The sequence below is a fragment of the Bdellovibrio sp. CKG001 genome (assembly GCF_055397465.1).
The window spans coordinates 2382080-2402344 of the sequence record NZ_AP029173.1; the positions used below are offsets into that span (position 1 = coordinate 2382080).

At 51.2% G+C, this 20265-nt stretch carries 13 protein-coding genes; 5 read left to right on the forward strand and 8 right to left on the reverse strand.

The genetic code is table 11. The features are described 5' to 3' along the window. Positions 1–90: 90 nt before the first annotated feature. The 3 genes from mnmH to ACZ50P_RS11320 are packed head-to-tail and all read right to left on the reverse strand — an operon-like array spanning position 91 to position 2520. Positions 91–1239 carry a tRNA 2-selenouridine(34) synthase MnmH gene (gene mnmH, locus ACZ50P_RS11310; RefSeq protein ID WP_464131204.1) on the reverse strand — a complete coding sequence of 383 codons (1149 nt, stop codon included), beginning with the start codon at positions 1237–1239 and terminating at the stop codon, positions 91–93. Continuing rightward, entirely contained in the window at positions 1229–2281 is a 1053-nt protein-coding gene (gene selD / locus ACZ50P_RS11315; RefSeq protein ID WP_464131206.1) for a selenide, water dikinase SelD, read from the reverse strand. Before selD ends, mnmH begins: the two co-directional genes overlap by 11 nt. Next, positions 2278–2520 carry a twin-arginine translocase TatA/TatE family subunit gene (locus ACZ50P_RS11320; RefSeq protein ID WP_464120654.1) on the reverse strand — a complete coding sequence of 81 codons (243 nt, stop codon included), beginning with the start codon at positions 2518–2520 and terminating at the stop codon, positions 2278–2280. Before ACZ50P_RS11320 ends, selD begins: the two co-directional genes overlap by 4 nt. A gap of 92 nt (positions 2521–2612) precedes the next feature. Here ACZ50P_RS11320 and ACZ50P_RS11325 point away from each other — a divergent pair, with 92 nt between their 5' ends. The 5 genes from ACZ50P_RS11325 (at position 2613) to ACZ50P_RS11345 (ending at position 7575) form a co-directional block, all read left to right on the forward strand. Then, positions 2613–3014, forward strand: coding sequence for a hypothetical protein (locus tag ACZ50P_RS11325; RefSeq protein ID WP_464120653.1), 402 nt, complete (start codon positions 2613–2615; stop codon positions 3012–3014). A gap of 35 nt (positions 3015–3049) precedes the next feature. Beyond that, entirely contained in the window at positions 3050–5167 is a 2118-nt protein-coding gene (locus ACZ50P_RS11330; protein ID WP_464131208.1) for an LTA synthase family protein, read from the forward strand. Further along, a complete protein-coding gene (locus tag ACZ50P_RS11335) occupies positions 5148–5831 on the forward strand; it encodes a response regulator transcription factor (protein WP_464120651.1) in 684 nt (227 codons plus the stop codon). The genes ACZ50P_RS11330 and ACZ50P_RS11335 overlap by 20 nt, the downstream gene beginning before the upstream one ends. Beyond that, positions 5809–7266 (forward strand): sensor histidine kinase, encoded by a 1458-nt coding sequence (locus ACZ50P_RS11340; protein ID WP_464131210.1) that lies wholly within the window; start codon positions 5809–5811, stop codon positions 7264–7266. The genes ACZ50P_RS11335 and ACZ50P_RS11340 overlap by 23 nt, the downstream gene beginning before the upstream one ends. Before the next feature lie 87 nt (positions 7267–7353). Next, the gene (locus tag ACZ50P_RS11345) at positions 7354–7575 is read left to right on the forward strand and encodes a hypothetical protein (protein ID WP_464131212.1); all 222 of its coding nucleotides are present in this window, start codon (positions 7354–7356) and stop codon (positions 7573–7575) included. A 65-nt stretch (positions 7576–7640) separates the two neighbouring features. Here ACZ50P_RS11345 and ACZ50P_RS11350 read toward each other — a convergent pair whose 3' ends face one another. From ACZ50P_RS11350 to ACZ50P_RS11370, 5 genes are all read right to left on the reverse strand, one after another. After that, positions 7641–9095 (reverse strand): fibrinogen-like YCDxxxxGGGW domain-containing protein, encoded by a 1455-nt coding sequence (locus ACZ50P_RS11350; protein WP_464131215.1) that lies wholly within the window; start codon positions 9093–9095, stop codon positions 7641–7643. Between the two features lie 12 nt (positions 9096–9107). Next, positions 9108–10565, reverse strand: coding sequence for a fibrinogen-like YCDxxxxGGGW domain-containing protein (locus tag ACZ50P_RS11355; protein ID WP_464131217.1), 1458 nt, complete (start codon positions 10563–10565; stop codon positions 9108–9110). Positions 10566–10583: 18 nt separating this feature from the next. After that, positions 10584–12011 (reverse strand): fibrinogen-like YCDxxxxGGGW domain-containing protein, encoded by a 1428-nt coding sequence (locus ACZ50P_RS11360; protein ID WP_464131219.1) that lies wholly within the window; start codon positions 12009–12011, stop codon positions 10584–10586. Between the two features lie 4 nt (positions 12012–12015). Then, a complete protein-coding gene (locus tag ACZ50P_RS11365; RefSeq protein ID WP_464131221.1) occupies positions 12016–16164 on the reverse strand; it encodes a tail fiber domain-containing protein in 4149 nt (1382 codons plus the stop codon). A 155-nt stretch (positions 16165–16319) separates the two neighbouring features. Then, positions 16320–20006, reverse strand: coding sequence for an ABC transporter transmembrane domain-containing protein (locus ACZ50P_RS11370; protein ID WP_464131223.1), 3687 nt, complete (start codon positions 20004–20006; stop codon positions 16320–16322). Positions 20007–20265 lie beyond the last annotated feature (259 nt).

Sequence of the window (20265 nt, forward strand, 5' to 3'; positions counted from 1 at the left end):
CTATATCTTGCGCCCGTTTCTTTTATTTTCAAATAGATAACGCGCAGAGAAAAGAAAGCTCCCGCCAGGCTCAGAAGCGGCCGATCGCGGTCACTTCTGACCAAGGGCAAGGATGTAATTTTCAGCGTCAGCGGCAGTTCCCTTAAACAGAACCTTCACCTGACGACGATCCAAAGATCCCAAATAAAGAGGGTCGTAGTAATACAGCAGCAACTTTTCTATCCACACTTTGTTACTGGAAAGATCCTGATGGTTCAGATAATCCTGCTGAGCCTTATCCAAATCCGCCATCACCTCCTGATGCCTTAGACCACCCAACTTCCGATGGATGGCCATGGTCGAGCGACGGTACTTATCAAACACCTGCAACGCTTCACCTCGAAGGATGTCTTCCTCCTCCTGACAGCGTGGCAGTGACTGGACACTCAATCCAATCGCCGTTTTATGGATATAGTCATCGAAAACATTCTCAACCCGCACGGACATAGGTTCATCAATCCACACCACCGAGGACGCGCGAAGTCGAATAAAGAACGTCGCTGGCTGATAGATACGCCCGATCAGGCGACTTTCATCCTCCACCAGAGGTTTGATTCCCCCGTTAATTTTGTCCTCAAGAAGCATCAGTTCCCGAGCCAGCTGATTTTCATAGTCAATTTGGGTGGGCTGCTCTGCCTCCATAGCCCCGAAGGCGGAACCGCGGTGGCGAGCCAAGTGCTCCAGATCCAGGACCGGGTACCGCTTCCGCAGACGATGCAACAGATGGGTCTTTCCACTGCCCGTCGGCCCCGACAGCGCAATCATTTCGTGACGAACAGAAAACTCATCAATTTGTTTGATCAAAAAATTTCGCGCAGCCTTATAGCCTCCGGCTATCAACGGGACTGAAACCCCGGCATCCTGCAACCATTGCCGTGCAATCTGCGAACGCTTGCCACCACGAAAACAATAAAGAACCGCATCGGGATGTTTTTCAAAAAAATCCTTCCAGCCCTTCACGCGCTCTTCTTTAATGGCGCCTGAAACCAACGCATGCCCCAGACGGACAGCCGCATCCTGACCTTCGCGCTTGTAGGTGGTTCCCACACTGGCCCGCTCTTCATCGTTCATGATGGGCAAGTTCACGGCACCAGGCAGGCTGCCCTGCTGAAACTCAACAGGAGCCCGCACATCCACCAGCGGAATGTTCCGGGAAAAAAGTTCTTTGAGTTGATCGGGCTTGATAGTCTTAAGGCTCAAAAATCACCGCTTTATCTTGCAGGGGTAAAACCTCTCCAATGATCTCAGCAGATTTAAACTTGGCACGCAAGGCCTGAACCATCTCCCCACTTACAGCCGCTGAAACAGACAGCAGCAGGCCGCCGCTTGTCTGAGGGTCGTGAGTCAAAAGCTTGTGAAGGTCATCGACCTGCATAAAGCTCACATCTTTTTCAGTGTACTGGGCGTTGGATCGGTGCGCCTTGGTCAGGAAACCTTTTTCCAAAAAGGACAACGCCTTCTGAAAACGAGGCAGCTTCCCTAAAGAAATACGCAGGCTGACTTTGCTGGCCTTCGCCAGTTGCATCGAATGTCCGGACAACCCAAAGCCCGTGATATCCGTTGCGGCGTGAACTTCCTTTTGCAAAGCCGGAGTCATAAAATCCACCGCATTATTGACTGTGGCCATACTGACCAAAGCCTCCATGATGTCTTCTTCCGTGGCTTCCTGACGTTTCAAACCAGCCGTCAAAGTCCCGGTTCCCAAAGGCTTGGTCAGGATCAGATGATCCCCGGGACGAGCCCCGGCATTGGACCATACAAACTGAGGGTTCACGAACCCCGTCACGGCAAGACCGAATTTTAAAGTGTCATCATCAATGGAATGCCCGCCCACAAAATTGGCGTCAGCTTCGGCAATCTTATCACTCGCCCCCTGCATGACTTCAACGATGACCTCAGAAGGCATCGTCGCAATCGGGAACGCCAGAATTCCCATCGCTGTTTTGGGCTTCCCGCCCATGGCGTAAACATCACTCAGCGCATTGGCTGCCGCAATTTCACCAAACAGTTTCGGGGTGTCGACAATAGGAGTGAAAAAATCAAGAGTTTGAACGAGAGCGACCTCATCGTTCACTTTATAAATCGCCGCATCATCAAACAGCCCCCCGTCCACCATCAAGGCCGGATGAGCCGCAGGGAACTTCACCTGCTGCAAAATGCTTCTTAACTCGGAGGCGGCCACCTTCGCGGCACAACCTCCCTTTTGCACAGTCTGAGTCAGGGCGATTTTAGAAGAGCTCATGACTGCTTGTGAGAGTCTTTTTTCTCTTCAGTTTGAGTCTGCTCATTCATCGGCTTTTGCTGATTCTGAGTGATCTGTTGTTTCACTTCACGCTCTTCGTTCGGGTCCTCGCTCAGGCCTTTTTTGAAGCCGCGAATGGATTCACCCAAAGAACGTCCCAAATTGGGAAGTTTGCTTGGCCCAAAAAGAAGCAAAGCGATACCGCCGATAAGAAGAATTTCAGTCCAACCCAAATTCATAAGGTCTCCTCGTTAGATCCCACAAACCCTAGCATAAGGCCTATTGCGCGGCAACAAAAGGACGTGCATTATATTGAGAAAGGGGAAATACAATGCTGAGTTTCATCATGATTCTGTTTCTCACGGGTGATGCGCAGGCCCAAAGCAAGAAAATGAACACCTCTATCTATGAGCAAGAGGCCGAACCCGAAAAGTCGGAAAGTTTTTCCGCCAAAGTTCGCGTCGTGCGTGAAATTTCCGAAGAAGTCGAAGTCTTTTTCGAAGGCGACAAAGCCAAGGGCGCCTATGTCGTCCCCCGCTCTTTGCCGCAATATGGCGCAACCTTGAAACTCCTGGAAAAGTCGCGAAAACCCGGCGGCCCGGCGGTCTCTGTCACTGCCGACGGCGATAAACGCATTAAGTCTGTTGAGGCCGTTCAAGGCGACAAAGGGGGCGGATTCCAGGTCCCCGAAGATCCGAACCAGAAATGGGATTTCGGTAAAATTCCAGATTGATCCTGAGCCCGGGAAGTGAGACTTTCACTTCCTCAATGAAAAACGTACGGGCACAGTGGTTCAATCAGTCTTGGCTTTATCTTAAACGCATTCTGATCGTGAATGTAGTTTTCCTTTTTATTGGATTCCTGTGGCGCTGGGCCTTTATGCTGACCTTCGGGGATTCCCGCGAACTGGCCCCGCTTTCAGGAGATGTCTTTAAAGCCTTCGTCCTGGGGGCTCGCTTTGATGGAACCGTTCTTTTTTACATCAACGCCATTCCCCTGCTCCTGCTTTTGCTTTTCAGCCTTTGTTCTTTCTGGAAGGGTTTTGCCGGGATTCTGAACCCCCTGTTTTCCCGCTTTTCCCGATTTCTGATTCCATATTACACGGTGATGCTTTTCATCGTGATGTTTTTCTCGGCTGTGGATTTTGGCTTCTACAGTTTCTATCAGGACCGCATTAACGTCCTGATCTTTGGTTATTTCGAAGACGATACGTGGGCTTTGACAAAAACCATGTGGAGCAACTATCCGGTGGTTTGGATCTTCCTGGGCTTGTTCCTTTTCACCTATCTTCTGTGGAAGGGGCTTAAGGTCAATTTCACCCAAGGAAAAGAATGGTGGCCCGCAGGCGTCCAGAAAATTTCTTATCCGATTTTTGTCCTGTTTTTCTTTGTGCTGTTCGTCCTTAATGGCATTGGGGCGCGGGGCTCTTTGGCGCTGTTCCCTTTAAGCGAAATGGACACGGGTATTTCCAAGAGTATCTTTGTCAATCACCTCAGCTTTAATGGGGTGCGTGCCCTGACCCGCGCCATTGAACTGAAGTCGCAGCAAAACTCCAAATGGGACAGCAATCTTCGTCATTACGGCTATGGTGAAAACTATCGCAAAGCTTTTGCCGATTTCTATCAGATTTCTGAAGATCAGGTTCCGACCGATCCCCTGCAACTGATGAAGAAAACAACACCGAAGAACGCGTGGGCCGAAAAAACTCGTCCCCATGTCGTGCTCTTGGTCATGGAGTCCATGGGGGCCTACTGGTTTAACTACAATCATCCCGACTTCAATCTCCTGGGGGATTTTGAAAAACATCTTCAGCAGGACACCTATCTGACCCATTTTTTGTCCAGCACCAATGCCACCATTGGCAGCTTAAGCTGTCTCATGATCGGCTCCCCCCAAAGACCCATCAGTGAATTCCTGACCGAAAGCAGTTATCTGCAGGTGCCGTTCCGCTCCAGTCCCGCACGAGTGTTTAAAAGTGCTGGCTACAAGGCTCGTTTCCTTTACGGAGGCAATCCAGGCTGGCGTGAGGTGAATAAATTCGCCTTCCAACAGGGCTTTGACGCCGTCGATGGCGAAAATGAAATCGCCGAAGGTCTTGGCGAAATCAAAGAAAAACACGATTGGGGTATCTACGATGAAGACCTTTTCAATTATGTGTTGAAGACCCTGTCTGACGCCAAAGAACCGCAGTTCTTGCTGACCATGACCACAACCAACCATCCGCCTTATCAACTGCCCAGCACTTATCAGGCTCCACCCCTGAACGCTCCGGCAGAGCTGAAGAATCGTTTGATTGGCGATGCCGCACTGGCGGAAAAACGTTTTAAGACCTATCGATACTCTTCGGACAAACTGGCCGAGTTCATGACCAAACTCAAGAACTCACCGCTAAAAGACAAAGTGATCGTCGCCATTACCGGAGACCACACCTTCTGGATCGTGAACTTTACCGAACAGGAACTTCTGCAAAAAGGTTCTGTGCCGTTCTATCTGTATCTGCCAGACGCCATCCGTAAAAAGTTGGACCCGGAAGCCTTCGGTTCTCAATCAGACATCCCTCCCACCCTGTACAATCTGGCTTTGTCCGAAACACCGTACTATTCTTTGGGGCGTGATCTTTTTGACAAGACCGGGGATTTTGCCGTCAACAACTCCGGCCTGATTGTGGATCGGAGCGGCGGTGTATTGACTTCCGGCAAAGCTGAAAATGACCAGCCTTTGGATTGGGAGGGCTCTTACGAGCGCCTTGTTCGCGGTGAAAATACAGAGCACAAAAAGCAATTGGCCGTGAAATACAAATCATTGATGAGTATTTTGGATTACTATTTCATGAAGGAAAAACAAGATCAGAAAGGACCCGTAGACCATGCGGATTCTAGTCGTTGAAGATCAAGTAAAGATGGCGAACTTCCTGAAGCAGGGCCTTAATGAGGTCGGCTATGCTGTTGATCTTGCTGAAAGCGGATCTGCGGCGGAATCATATCTGGCCCAGGGGGATTACGATCTGGTGATTCTGGATGTGATGCTGCCCGATCAAAGTGGTATCGATACGGCCCGCCACATCCGTCGCGACGGGTTTGAAGGACCCATTCTGATGCTGACGGCCCTTTCCACCACCAAAGACAAAGTTCACGGTCTTGACGCCGGGGCAGATGACTATTTGACGAAGCCCTATTCATTTGACGAACTTCATGCCCGGGTGCGCGCACTTTTACGTCGTAAAACGCCTTCCAACGGTGGGGCTTCCAACGTACTGAAATATGCCGATCTGGAATTGGACCTGATTCAACGCAAAGCTCGCAGGGCCTCTCAGGACATCTCGTTAACCTCCAAAGAGTTCGCACTGCTGGAATATTTCATGAGAAATCCAGAGCGGCCCCTGGGGCGCGTTTCCATCGCTGAACATGTCTGGGACATTCACTTTGATTCTGAAAGCAATGTGATTGATGTCTACATCAATCTGCTGCGCAAAAAAATCGATGCTCCATTCCCAAAACGTCTGATCCACACGGTGGTGGGAACTGGCTATGTTCTTAAAGAAAATTCGTAATTTTCTTTCCAGCTTCAGCATCCGCCTGCGCCTGTCGCTGATCTTTGTTCTGATCTTCGGGACAACGACGGTGTTCTTTAATATGTTTCTGTTCCAAATGATGATCGACAACCTTCAGCAGGACTTTGACGATGCTTTGTTCAACTACTGCGTGGATGTTTCTGACGGGATCGAAATTGGCATCAAGGGGGACTTAAGCTTTCCCCCTTTGCGCCTGGATCATGGTAAAATCCTGCCCTTCCCTTTGGGGACGGCGCTGATCCAGGTCCGCCACAGTTCCGGTGCCGTCCTGGCCCGCGTGGGGAATTTTGGTGAATTCAACCCACCCTACAAGAAGGATTTTGAACGTATCTGGAAGGGCGAAGAAGCCACCTATCGCACAATCGAACACATTCGCAATATCCCCTCCGCTGAGGCAGATTCTTACCGTCTGATCTCCTTCCCTCTGGACAATGCCGCCAAGCCGCAATTGCTGCTACAGATCGCCGTCCCCATGACCCTGTTGGAAACACAGATTCAGAAACGACTGACCCTGATGCAACTGGGTATTCCCATGGTTCTGATTGTTGCCACTTTGGGCGGGCTGTTCCTTTCGGCGCGAGCTTTAAAGCCCGTGAACAATATTATTCAGATCACCAAAGAGATCAAAGCCAGCGAGCTGTCCAAAAGAGTTCCCGTGCCCCATGCCAACGATGAAATCAAACAGCTTTCCCTGACGCTGAATGAAATGCTGGATCGTATTCAACAAGCCTTTATGAGCCAGGAACGTTTCGTCGCCGATGCCTCTCATCAGCTCCTGACCCCCTTGACGATCATGCGGGGTGAACTGGAACTGCTGCAAAAAGCCGAACATCGAGACGTGGATCAATTTATCAAAAGCGCCCTGCAGGAAGTGGACAGTCTGTCCAGCATCGTTCGGGAGATGCTGCTTTTGGCGCGCGTGGATGCGGGGATTGGAGCCATGAATCTGCAGGATTTGAACTTCGATGAGCTGGTCTTTGAAGCTCTGGCTCGTTGTGAAAAGCTTGCGAAATCCAAAGACATCAAACTGAAGGTCACAATTAACAACGAACCCAGCGAGGATCACCGCCTGATTCGCGGAGACAATGACCTGCTGGAAAATCTGATTGTGAACATCGTGGAGAATGCCATCAAGTACTCACCCAATAATGAAGTGGTCTCTATCACGCTGAACCACGGATCCGAAAACTCAGCCCTGATCGTTGAAGACAACGGCCCGGGAATCCCCGCAGAACAACTGCCATTAATTTTTGAGCGCTTCTCACGCGGTTCGAATATGGAAGCAAAAGTTAAGGGCTTTGGTCTGGGTTTGGCGATCGCACAAAAAATCGCCATCCTTCACAATGCCAAGCTAAGTGCTGAGAATCACTCAGGGGCTGGTGCGAAATTTACTTTTGAAATTAAAAACATTTAATCTGTTTTTAATTAGGGTTTTAACCTCCTTTGTTAGGCTTTCGGTGTTCCGTAATTGAAGCTAACAAAGAACCATTAGGAGGTTACTATGAAATTCGCTTCTATCTTGATGTCTATCGCTTTTGCTGGTGTAGTTGCTCACGCTAACGAAACAGCTCCTGCTGCTGCTACAACAACTGCTCCAGCTGCTCCTGCTGCTGAAACTGCAAAAGTTGAGAAAAAAGCTGCTAAGAAAAAGCACGCTAAAGAAGCTGCTCCTGCAGCGGCTGCAGCTCCTGCTGCACCTGCAACAGCTCCTGCTGGTCACTAATTCCTGCTTCACAGCAAGAATGTGATAAAGGGAACTTTCGGGTTCCCTTTTTTTATTTGGGGCCGCTATTTCACCCAAAGCTCCACTCGCGGGACCCCGACGCCAACGCCTGCAACATCTTCAGAAGCTGGCAACCCCGGAGGCGTCGCGCCCCAGTTAACTGTCTTTGCACCCACGCTATAAAACCAGTTGATATGATTTACAGATCCATCAGCGAGAGTGTCAACACCCCCATTGTACTCCAACCCGCCCCAGAAATTGCTCGTGGATTCGATAGCCACAGGCGTGTATCCCGCCACTGGTGATGTTGTGAAGTTACTGGTTTGGGTCCACCAGTTGCGCTTGGTGGAAGTTCCAGGCCAGTTGATTCTCAGCTCCAGCTTTCCGCCGCGATAGAATCCGGCCAGTCGATTCAGGATAGAATACTTTTTTGCCAGAGGAGTGCCTGAGTTCACATTGAGCGCCTCAGCATCACTGGCAAACACACCGGCGGCGGCATAGTCATGATACATGATTCTCGTCCAGCCACCACCATCTGTGGTCATATCACAGTAAACCGGAATCTTTGTCCCCGTGTTGCCTGGGTCGATCGTGTACAGACCATTTCCGATAGAGGCACCTGCATCCAAAATGGCTTTGCAGGAATTGTAGTTTGCGACCGTATCATCTTCCTTGATCCAAAGTTCGACCTCACTGACACCGAAGTTAGAACCTGTCACCCCTGAATCCATCGGTATCCCACCGTAATAGGCCGAACTCACACCAATAGCGTACCACCAATCCGAGTGCTGAACAGATCCATCCAACAAAGATCGATTGGTATTGCCAGGTCCATGCGCGCCATTGGACAGCTCCAGACCGTTCCACATATTGGTGTGTAAATTGACTGAAATCGGAATCACTCCCGCAGAGACCACGTCGCTGGTGGGGTTGGTGGATTGCAACCAGATATTCTTTTGCGTGTATCCCGGCCACGTCTGGCGGAATCGATACTTTCCGTTCGTTAAGAAATTCGGAATTTTATCCAACACCGAATACAGGTCCCCGGTCGGAGCTGTCGTGTTTTTACTTAAAGCATCCGCCGGACTGGTGAAGTAGCCCCCGGCAACATTGTGGCGGAAGATACGAGTCCATCCGCCTCCGTCTGCCGTCATCTCACAATAGACCTGATATTGGGCATTCCCGGCAAGACCATCGGAATCAATGGTATAGACTCCGCTGGCGGGACTTCCCAGAGTATCTTTGATCTCTTTACAGGACTTGGGATAACACTGCGTCGCCACAATGAATGCAGGCTTGGTGGCAGCCGTGAAAGCGTTCCACTCCGTGCTGGTTTTCGTCGGCACAAACAAATCACTGGTGGCGTGATTGTTTTGAATATTGTAACAGGACCCTTGAGATCCATAAGGCAGATACAATCGCAAAGATCCGCCCGTAGCAATACGATACCCCTCGCTCAGAGTATTAATCCCCAGCAGGAACGGCATCAGTAAAAATATTCCAAGCAGTTTCTTAGTCACGAGACGCCCCGTTTATTTCACCCAAAGTTCAACCCGGGGCACTCCCACCCCAGACCCCGCCACCGTGTCTGACGCTGGATACCCCACCGGAGTCCCCCAGGTCGCGCTGATCATGCCGATGCCGTAGAACCAATCAGAATGCCCAACAGATCCATCCGCCAGCGCCTGAGGCGCAGTGCAGAGCTCCAATCCCCCCCACAAATTACTGGTGGACTGAATGGCCACAGCTGTGTAGCCCGCAACTGGGGACGTCGTGAAGTTACTGGTCTGAGTCCACCAGTTTCGCAGTGACGAAGTTCCCGGCCAGTTTATTTTCAACTCCAGCTTACCACTGCGATAGAATCCAGCAAGCCGATTTAAAATGGAATACTTGGTTGCCAGCGGAGTCGTCGAATTCAGATTCAAAGCTTCGGCTTTACTGGCAAAGACACCTGAAGCAACATAGTCATGATAGAAGATGCGGGTCCAGCCGCCTCCATCAGTGGTCATATCACAGTAAACTGGAATCTTTGTCCCCGTGTTTCCCGGGTCAATTGTATACAAACCATTTCCGTTCGATGCACCCGCATCCAAAATGGCTTTGCAGGAATTGTAGTTTGTCACAGTGTCATCTTCTTTGATCCACAAATTGACCTCACTGACTCCGGCGCCGCTGCCCAGGACAGGACTTGCCATGGGTATCCCGGCCGGGTTTCCATAGGCGACCGTGGAACCAATAGCGTACCACCAGTCCGAACGCTGTGCCGATCCGTCCAACAAGGCTTGATTCGAATTCGCAGGCCCATGAGTTCCGTTACCAAGCTCCAACCCATTCCAGTAGTCAGAGTGCAGATTCACTGCAATTGGAACAACCCCGGCAGTGATGACATCACTTGTGGGATTCGTGGTTTGCAACCAGATATTTTTCTGCGAATATCCCGGCCAGGTCTGACGGAAGCGGTATTTTCCATTCGCAACGAAGTCACCAATTTTGTTAACGACAGAATAAAGATTCCCCGTCGGAGCGGCCGTGTTCTTGCTCAGCGCATCGGCCGTGTTTGCGAAATACCCTCCGGCAATATTGTGGCGGAAGATCCGTGTCCATCCGCCTCCGTCCGTGGTCATGTCACAGGAGACCTGATACTGAGCATCCCCCCCCAACCCGTCCGAGTCGATTGTATAAACTCCGTCGGCGGGACTTCCCAGAGTGTCTTTGATCTCTTTGCAGGATTTGGGATAACACTGCGTCGCCACGATGAAAGCAGGCTTGCTGGCAGCCGTGAAAGCGTTCCACTCGGTGCTGGTTTTCGTTGGTACAAACAAATCACTGGAGGCGTGATTGTTCTGAATATGATAACAAGATCCTTCTGCTCCATAGGGCAGATACAGGCGCAAAGAGCCACTCACGGGAATACGGTACCCTTCACCGAGAGTGTTGATTCCCAGGATGAATGGCGCTGTAAAGATCATCATGGCTGTACGCAGTTTCATATTCGATCACGTCCCACTTTAACGAAGATAGAACTTAAAGCTACAAGCATTCCCCTTGCCACTGTAACAGACTTCCGTGGCTTTGTAGCTGGGAACGATCCCTTCGTTCCCGGCGTTGAAGGCAATATTGAAGGCATCTGAAAGGTTGTAGTGATCATTGGCCGTCTGACCGGCACACCCGGCGGTGCGGCTGGTATGGCGAAGGTTGCCGGTGCACTTGGTGGTATTATAGTCCCAGTTTCCTCCGGCCAGATCAATGATCGGTGCGCCGCTGTTGTAAGACGGCGATACAAACATGGCATCGGTCGTGTTCACTGCAATCGAAAACGCTTCGGGATTTACGGAAGCCTGCTGAGTCGGCATTAAGTGTTTGCCTGCCGCCGCCAGATTGTAAGTGTTCACAAAGAAATCATTCGGCGTCGTGCCGGTCACAGCACCATTCGAATAAGCCACCAATGTCCAGCCACCACCTGAGGTAGTCATATCACAGTAGACTTCATAAGGAGCCGTCACCCCTGCTCCATCAATATCAATAGTGTAAATGCCATCCCCCTTGGACGCCCCGGCGTTCAGAATGGCCTTACATGAATTATACAGCGTGTGGGTATTGTCCTCACGAATCCAAAGATTCACTTCGGAAACACCGTGACTGGCTCCCAATACATCTGATGCGGGAAGCCCCGGCGGCGCCGATCCCCAGACGACGTAAGCACCCACGGAATAATACCAGTTGGCGTGATTGACGGAACCATCTAAAAATGAAGACGTAGAGGCCGGACCATGAGCCCCGTTGGACAACTCCAGCCCCCCCCAATAATTGGTATACCCCTGCACGAACTCGGTCGTATAACCCGCTACATTCACATCGGTCGTGGGATTGGTTGTTTGAAACCAGATATTCTTTAAGTCTTCGCCCGGCCAGGTCAGCCGGAAGTGATATCGATTGCCCGAGGTTTTAAAATGATCGATACGATTTAAGATTGAATGCAAATCCGCTGTGGGATTGGCGGCATTCTTCGACAAAGCATCCGTGGCATCAGCAAAGTACCCACCCGCAATGTTATGTCTGAATAAGCGGGTCCAGCCCCCTCCATCAGTGGTCATGTCACAGTAGACAGGAAATGGAGAACTCCCCGTGGGATCGACGTAATAAACACCGTCTCCTTCAGAGCCGTTGTTATTTAAAATATCCAAACATGAGGTGCAGTTCCCCAAGGTCACGCCGGCGGGCAAGTTGGAACGAAAAGCCGTCCACTCCGCCGCGGCTTTGGTAGGCACAAAAAAGTCTTTGGTGGCATTGGCGTTGATGACCTTCTTACAGACATTGTGGGCCTGAATGGCTTTGGTCGTGGAACGATTGACCCGGTGACCCGTGTCCTGGGTGTTCAGCGCCAAAAGTAAGGGCGCTGTGCTTAGAATAAAAAAGATCTTCCATGCATGTCTCACAGGTTTACTTTCCCTTCAAAAGGGCCTGTTCCAGACGCTCCAAGCGCTGTTTCAAATCCTGATTTTCCTTTTCCAACTGTTGCATGCGGGTTTCAGCGTTCTGCTGAACACTGGCCAGTCCGCGGGACACAGAAGCCATCTGACTCTGACAAAGCTCTCTGTCTGCCAGACGCTCGGCGTGTTCCTGCTTCAGGGCCTCAACCAGAATGGCTGTGATATTTCCGTACTGAACTGATTTATAGCCTGAGACCTTGTCCGTCTTCACCAGTTCCGGATACACGGCTTCCACTTCCTGGGCGATGAAACCGACAGTTTTTTCCTGGTTGTTCTTCCAGACGAAGTTCACACCACGAAGCTTCAGCAGTTTTTCCAGAGCCTGAGGCAGCGTCACCACGTCTTTCTTTAAGCGAGCATCTGAGGTGTAGAGATAAGACGCGGCCTTGATGTTGCCCGTGACTTCTAAAGCCTCGCTGGGAGCCGCATTGCCAATACCCACTTTTCCATCATAAGTGACCACCATGCGATCAACACTGTTGTGCTTAATTTCTAACAAGTTTGAAGTATTGCCGGTCTTGCCATTCAGAACTAACAAGCGCCCCCCGAAGTTTCCATTTCCGATAGTCAACATTGGCACTGTCGAGTTGGAATTTGTATCCATCGTGATTCGTCCCGCCCAGTCCACCGACATAATATCAGTGCCATCGGCTTTGGAGACTTTAAATGGAGCCTCTGACACCTTTTGACGAACGTGCAGAGTTGAGCCTGGGGCATTTGTCCCAACCCCCAGGTATCCAGCGGCAGAGATTCTGACTTTTTCGACATTACTGGTGTCAAAGATGATGGCTCCATTCACCCCATTGCTGATGAACAGGTCATTGGAACCTCCACTGCTATACCCCAGCGTTCCCATCCAACTGCCATCGCGAAGCATATCTATCGACGGTATTCCAGACGCAACACTATCCAACTTTAAAGAAGCCACCGTCGTCGCATCCGCTTTGATCGTCAACATCCCGTCAGTCGTCGGGCTTTGGCCAATGCCGATCCGACCCGCGCTATCTACTGTCATTCTTGCGGCTCCATTCGTTTCCAAAATCAACGAGTTGGCGGAATTGGTCCCCAAGGTGGCATTTGCACCGAAGCTGTTTCCACCGTTCACAAAGACATCCGTCAAGCCATAACCTGCGGCCGTTGTGGGATTTGTTCCCGCAGTCACACGACCGTAAGCATCCGTCGTCACCGAGCGATAGGTACCTGCCGTACCCACAGTTGGCAGATCCGCTGCTGCGATGGCCCGGAACGCCGGTGCGCCCGCACCGCCTGAAGCCGGACCTGCAAAGAATGAATTCTGCGCCTGGTTGGCAAAGTTCGCCGCCGTCACTGAAATCGACTGACACAGGAACGTGTCAGTCGCGGCATTATAATACATTGTCTGCGAAGCAGAACACGCCGTGCTGGCAAACACTCCACCAAAAGGAGTGATGGTGGAACGCAGATCGCCCAGTTGCAAGAAGGCTGGTGCATACTGCGTGGTGCCGTTGTAGCGCAGCACCTGACCTGCAGCTGTAGGCGCTGTGGCACTGACTGCCGTTCCTTGTACCTTGGTCACCGTGAACGCACCTGCACTGGTCATGGACACATCCCCAGAAGGTGCCACGGCTGTTGCCACACTGGATCCATTACCCACGCGGATATTGCCCGGAGCCAGTGTCGCAGAAAGTTTATTATTGAAAGTCGTCCAGTCCGCAGAGGACAGATAACCATTCTGAGTTCCGTTAGCCACCTGAATGCCGATGTTCGGCGCGCTGGCGGTCCCGGAGTTCACAATCGGAGAAGTCACAGCCACCCCAGTGGTCACAGCAGGCGTGGTCCAGGAAAGATTTCCGGAGGCATCTGTCGTCAAAACCTGATTCGCCGCGCCGACTGCCGTTGGGAATCTCAACACATAAGAGGAAGACACATTTGTCGGAGCCTGCAAGGTCACCGTGTTAGAACCTGAATCACGCAACACCACAGAACCCGCACTGACGGCGCCTGCGGCAAAGTTGCCAGAGCCATCACGCTTCACGATTGTACTGGCGGTATTTAAATTTGTTGCGGCATTTGCTGCCACCGTCGCACTGTTCACATTGGCTGCCGAAGAACCACCCACGGAATTCACCGTTGCACTGACGGCTCCGTTTCCAGATGCTGTCACGTCCCCGGTTAAGGACGTGATCGTACCACCAGCTCCCGCGGAAGAAGCAATGGCCACCCACGCCCCCGAGTTGTACTGATAGATAACCTTTGTATCCGAAGCAAAGTAGATCGCCCCTGCCGCCGGGCTGACCGGTTTCGCCGCATCGGTGCCGGATTGAATACTTGGAGAACCCCCGGCATTTGAAACCAAAGCGTCCGTGATGCCATATCCAGAAAGCGTTGTAGGTTTGCCGGAAGTGATTTTTGACCAATCCAGATTAGGAATGTCACCTGCCGCAAGTCCCGTCGATGCCGTCACACGCCCTTTGGTGTCATAAGTGATCTTAGTCCCTGTGCCACCGGCCCCGATGGCCGCCAGTGTGGGACTTGGATAAGTTCCGGTTAAATCCCCACCTGCTGCCCCGGAAGGAGCACGGGAGTTTGTTAAGCGAGAGTCATTACCCAGAACAACTTCCGCCGCCGCCGCATCACCTGCTGCCGGAGTGTTTTTCACGGCCGCAGTTCCCAGCCCCAAGTTGGTTCGCGCCGTCGCTGCGGTCGCGGTCAGTTCGCTCAGATTATTGGCGGGATTCAACGGTGTGAAGCCCAAAGCATTTTGTTTTCCATTAAAGACAATCCAGTCACTGGCTGACAAATAACCGTCGGTGGAATTGTCCGCTTTGGTGATGGAAATCTGCGGCGTCGTTCCGCCGTTTGTGACAGACAATGGCGCCGTGGCAGAAACATTCGTCACTGTTCCTCCGGCATTGCTGTCATTGGAAGCGACCCATTTCCCAGAGGCGTTAAACTTCAGAACCTGACCTGTTGTCGGCGCTGCCGTGAAGTCCAGATCATAGCCCTTGATTTTTTCAACCACCGTCGCGCTTTGCGTGCCCGTGACATCCCCAGCAAGACTTCCGGTGAAATTGGCTGACACAGAGGCCGAGCCCACAGCCAAAGAAGTTTGATTGGCACAAGTCCAACCCGTACCGGCGTTCCAGACCATCACCTGACCTGCGGAACAATAGAACGGCTCCAGGGTGTCCCCTGTTGCTGAATCCGTTTTCACAAGACGGTTGATACCTGGATTTGCAAAAAGTTTTGACGTTGAAATCGCCTGATCTGCAATCTTCGCCGTGGTCACCGCATTATCGGCCAACCCCGGATTAGGATAGGTTCCGGACAAAGCGCCACCAGCTGTTCCTGATGGTGTACGAGCGTTCGTAAAGCGCGCATCATCACCAGCCGCCACGGTACCTGAAGTTGTGCCGACATTCAAAGTGATCACAGGATTTACTGTATCTGCAGAAACCGTCAAATACGGGTTGCTTCCCGCTGACGCAGTCACAGTTTTGACAGTCCCGCCACTGGCACCTGCCACCGCCGCACAGCCAAATTCCTTATTGATCGCATCCCAGGTCAGGAAGCTGCCCGAGTCACAGTTCAAGTTCCCGTTAACTTCATTTTTCATGACAAAATCAGATGCCACGTTCGAACCCAGTTTCGCAGCAGACGCCGCAAAGCCCGAGAATGGAACTGTGCGAATCTCACTGTCTGGTGAAATCGTGTTCCACTGAGCGCCGTCATAAAAACGCACACGCAGGAAGCGGCCGTCCGTCAGGCCGGGATTGTAAGGAGAGTTCCCGTCACACACCAAAGGCAAAGCGTTGTTAAACGCATCCAATATGGTGAAGCTTGGGTTGTTTCCCCCCGGATAGTTGTGTGCGCTTCCGATCTTCACATCGAAAACACCACCCGAATTCACCATGTTGACGTTATTAAGTTGTTCCCGATACAGAACACAGGTTTTGTTCGGAGCCAGAACCGTAAACTCGAATGCCACCGCCGCGTATTCCAGCGGTTGCCCGTTACTTTTAACGATACGGCCCTGATAGGTTAAGGCTGCCGGGGCCGCGTGAGCAGTCCCGAAACCGAAAATAAGAAGGAGTGCAGTGAACGTTCCTTTTAATCCCATGCATTAACTATCGGAACATTTTGATAGTTTTTTAATTACACTACCTAAATAGAAGACAAAAAATCGCAAATTGTTACATGGATCTCATTTATTCGTCTCAACTTGAGACCTCAAAAGTACCATGCAGGGATTTAGGTCCTGCATGGCCTTCTTATTTACACAAGACTTTCTTCAATTTCCTCTTTGGAAAACTCGGTTGGTCGGCGAATGGATTTCACTTCTCCGGCCAGAATCTCCACGATCTGGTCACAGTCCTCGATCGTTCCCAGACGATGGGCGATGATCAGCATCGTCACTCCGGCAAAAGAGGATCGAATCACCTTCTGCAACAACGCATCGGTTTGCACATCGACGCTGGCCGTGGCCTCGTCCATCACAATCACTCGTGCCTTGGTCAAAAGCGCCCGCGCCAGACACAGCAGTTGCCGCTGCCCCTGGCTCAGGTTCAAACCGCCCTCTGAAACTTCGGAAGCCAGCCCCTTGGGCAGGCTGGAAACATAGCTCCACATGGAGGCGTGTTTTAAAGCACCGATGACTTCCTCATCCGTGTACTCGTTATAACGATCCAGGTTGTTGCGGATCGTGCCCATGAACAAGGTCGGGTCCTGGGGAATGATGGCCAGACTTCGGCGCAGCTTTTCCAGCGGCACGCTTGCGATGTCGATTCCATCAATCGCGATATGACCTTCTTCCGCCTCGATAAAGCGGAACAACGACTGGAAGAAGGTGCTTTTCCCCGAACCTGTGCGACCGATAATGCCCACGCGACTTCCCGCTTCGACCTTGAAATTGATTCCCATCAAAACCAATGGCAGATGGGACGCGTACCGCACTTTCAGATTCTCAACCGAGATTTCTCCGCGCTCGGGCCAAGTCGGACTTAAAGGCTCTGACGGCGCTTTCAGCACGGACTCCTCCGCCGGAAGATTTGAGAAGTACTTCAAACGCTCAATGGAGGTCATGCGCGACTCAATGTCTGCAAACACGCGGACACCCCAATTCAAGAAGCCCCAGAAGGACAGTGAATACAGGGTCACCAGACCTGCGGTTCCCGCATCCATCACCCCAGCGTAAGCAGACAAACTGACACCAACGGCAGTGCTCATGGAAATCACACCACCAATCAGCGGAATACGCGAAGAAAACCAGCGATTGATCAGATAGTGCGCATGGAACATGCGATTGCTGTGTGCCAGCTTCGCATAAAAATTATCCATAAACCACTGAGCCTTGTTGAAGCTGCGAATCACCACCAGCCCCTGCAAACTTTCTTTGAAATGTGCATATCTCGGCGATCTTGCCACACTGTCAAAACGTTTCACTTCCCGGGCCGGACGACGATAGTCCTTTTGCAGCACATAGTACAAAACCATTACTGGCAAAATCACCACGACCATCAACGGCATCAAAGTCAAAATCAGGGCCATCGAAACAACCACCTGCAAAGCACAATGTACGGCGGAATCAAAGCTCCACTGCAAATAGACATCCACCGATTCCACGTCACGGGAAAAACGCTGAATGATCCGCCCCACCGGCGTTGAATCGAAGAAACGAACCGGCGATGACAAAACACTTTTCAGCATCTTGTCATGCATGTTCTTCCCGGCACGAATTCCCCGGTCCAGCCAGAACAAGTGATTCACCAATGAACCCACCAGAACTGCTATACCAATCAAACCATAAATTCCAATGGCCGTCAGAGCCACCCATTGTGTCTGATGATCTGAATAGTAAGACAGCCAGGCTTTTTGCGCCAAGGGCAGCAACGTAGCCGCCACAGCCCCCGTCAACAACAATCCCAAAATCAACGGCTTGGTGTACTTACCATCCCCGCCCAGTGAGCTGATGTAGTCCCAATACACGGATCCTTTGACAGCACCGACCTCTCGATCCTCGTCCTCAGTGACACGCACATTCTTGCTTTCCACAGCTTCCTGCAGGCTGGAAATATCCTGGGCCACCTCGCTGACACTGACGGATTCGCCTTCGCCTTGAGATTTTCCATGCTCTTTATAAAAATCTGCAAAGGCCGGAAGCTTTAACAGCTCTTCATAAGTGCCCTGCCCCTGAATCCTTCCCTTCTCAATAAAGATCACTTGATCAAAACTGGACAGGAACTCCAGGCGATGGGTGACCACCACTCGAGTTGTGCCTTTCCATGCACCAAAAATCAGGCGCTCACATAAAAGCTTTTCAGTTTCAGCATCCACGGCAGACAATGGGTCGTCCAAAAGCACCACCTGCGGTTTGCGCAAAAATGCCCGTGCCAAAGCCACACGCTGCTTTTGTCCGCCAGACAGGTTGACACCTTTTTCACCGATCTCTGTGCGCAGGCCGCCGGACCACTCTTTCAGGTCACGACTGAGGCAACTGTTGTGCAAGGCCCGGCGCAAGTCTTCCTTGGAAACCTCTTCACCAAACTGCAGATTTTCCAGCAAAGAACTGTTGATAATGTAGGCTTCCTGCGGAACATAGGCCATGCGCGGTCGACCGGGCATTTCCGGTGTGAACTTGATCTGCCCTTCACGTGGATGAAGTTCCCCCAAAAGACTCATTAATAAGGAACTTTTCCCCGCACCGACTGGCCCCACTATAGCCAGTGAACTTCCTGCCGGAACCTGCAGATTCAAATTTGATAAAACATCCTGGCTGTTGCCATCAAAACGCAAACTGACGTTCTGCAACTGCACACCGACACAAGCACCCGCATCAGCTCTTTCTTCCGTGGAGATTTCCACTTCATCTTCCTGCAGGTATTCCAAAATACGGCGGGCCCCCACCATCGCGTTCGTCGCACGAGAGATCAAACGAGACAGATCCCCGAAAGGTCCTTCCAACAAACCAAACAAGGAAATGCAGGTAAAGATGATGGCCGCATCCAGTTTTTCCCCGCGCCAGGAATGAACTGCCAGGGCGACAAAAAGAACCAATGTTGAAACCGCCAGATACCCCAGACTGGAAACAACTTCCGCCTTGGCCAGGCGACGACGGCTGCTAAGTTCTTTTTCACGAACCTCTGTGACTTCCTTGGAAACACTCTTTTCCCAGGCAAAATACTTCACCACGCGAATAGCATTCATCGCCTGGGTCATCAGCGTCACCCGGTGATCGCGATGAGCCATCATTTCCTCATCCAACCGCGTGAACTTCTTGGCCACATAGTTGGTCAAAGGAGCCAGGGTGAAAAGCACCACCAGCGCCGCCAAAGCCGACCAGCCGATGTAATAGAAGAGCATGATCACCACGCCCACTATCAGAAAGACCGCAGAAACAAAGTCCCCCAGAACCATGGCAAAATCTGAAGCGTTTTCAGAGTCGGTGCTCATGTGGTTGACGATATCGCCCACCTGATTTTTCTGCCGTGCCTTCTGGCTCAGCTTCAAGCTGTGACGGAACAACTTCTCATTCAGGATGTTGGTCATCACCTGATAGGCTTTTAAACCGTTGAAGAAGTAATGCTGCATGAAAAGCCCGGACAGAAAGCCACAGAAGCCAAGCAACACCCCAAAGGTCAGGGCCGTCGGTAAGGCCTCTTGCGTCACACCTGCAGAAATAACACTGACAAAACGATTCACCAAAACAGGCGATAACAGCGCCAGAACAGAGCTTGCCAGATACCAGGTATAAGAGGGCCAGGTATACTTGCGCAAAGCCCGGATCAAAGAAAATAGCAGCGCCCGCGGACTGCTCCACTTGATTTCATCCAGGTTGATCTGACCGTGCTGTGGGTGCAAATCGGCCGGCAATGCCATCAGATCATTTTCATCAATATGCTTGGTTTTGGCCAGTTTCACCAAGGGTGTCACGTCAGCAAATAACAAACGTCGGAACAAATTCATAAAGAATCCATAACTGCCCTTTTGGGGCTGTAAAAAACAAAAACTAAATTTTCAGAAGAATAAGACGCCTAATGAGGGTGTCTTAGAACTGTGACAGAAGAAGGCTCTGCATAGAGATCAACTTCATCGAAGTGTTGATAAAATTAATCATCATAATGTGCCTCCTTCCCTTTGTGAGATGATTCAGCGTAACTCAAAAAAAAGGGGCTTGTCCAGCCCCCTCAAAGAATAAATTAAAAAGAATCCTATAATAGAGCCC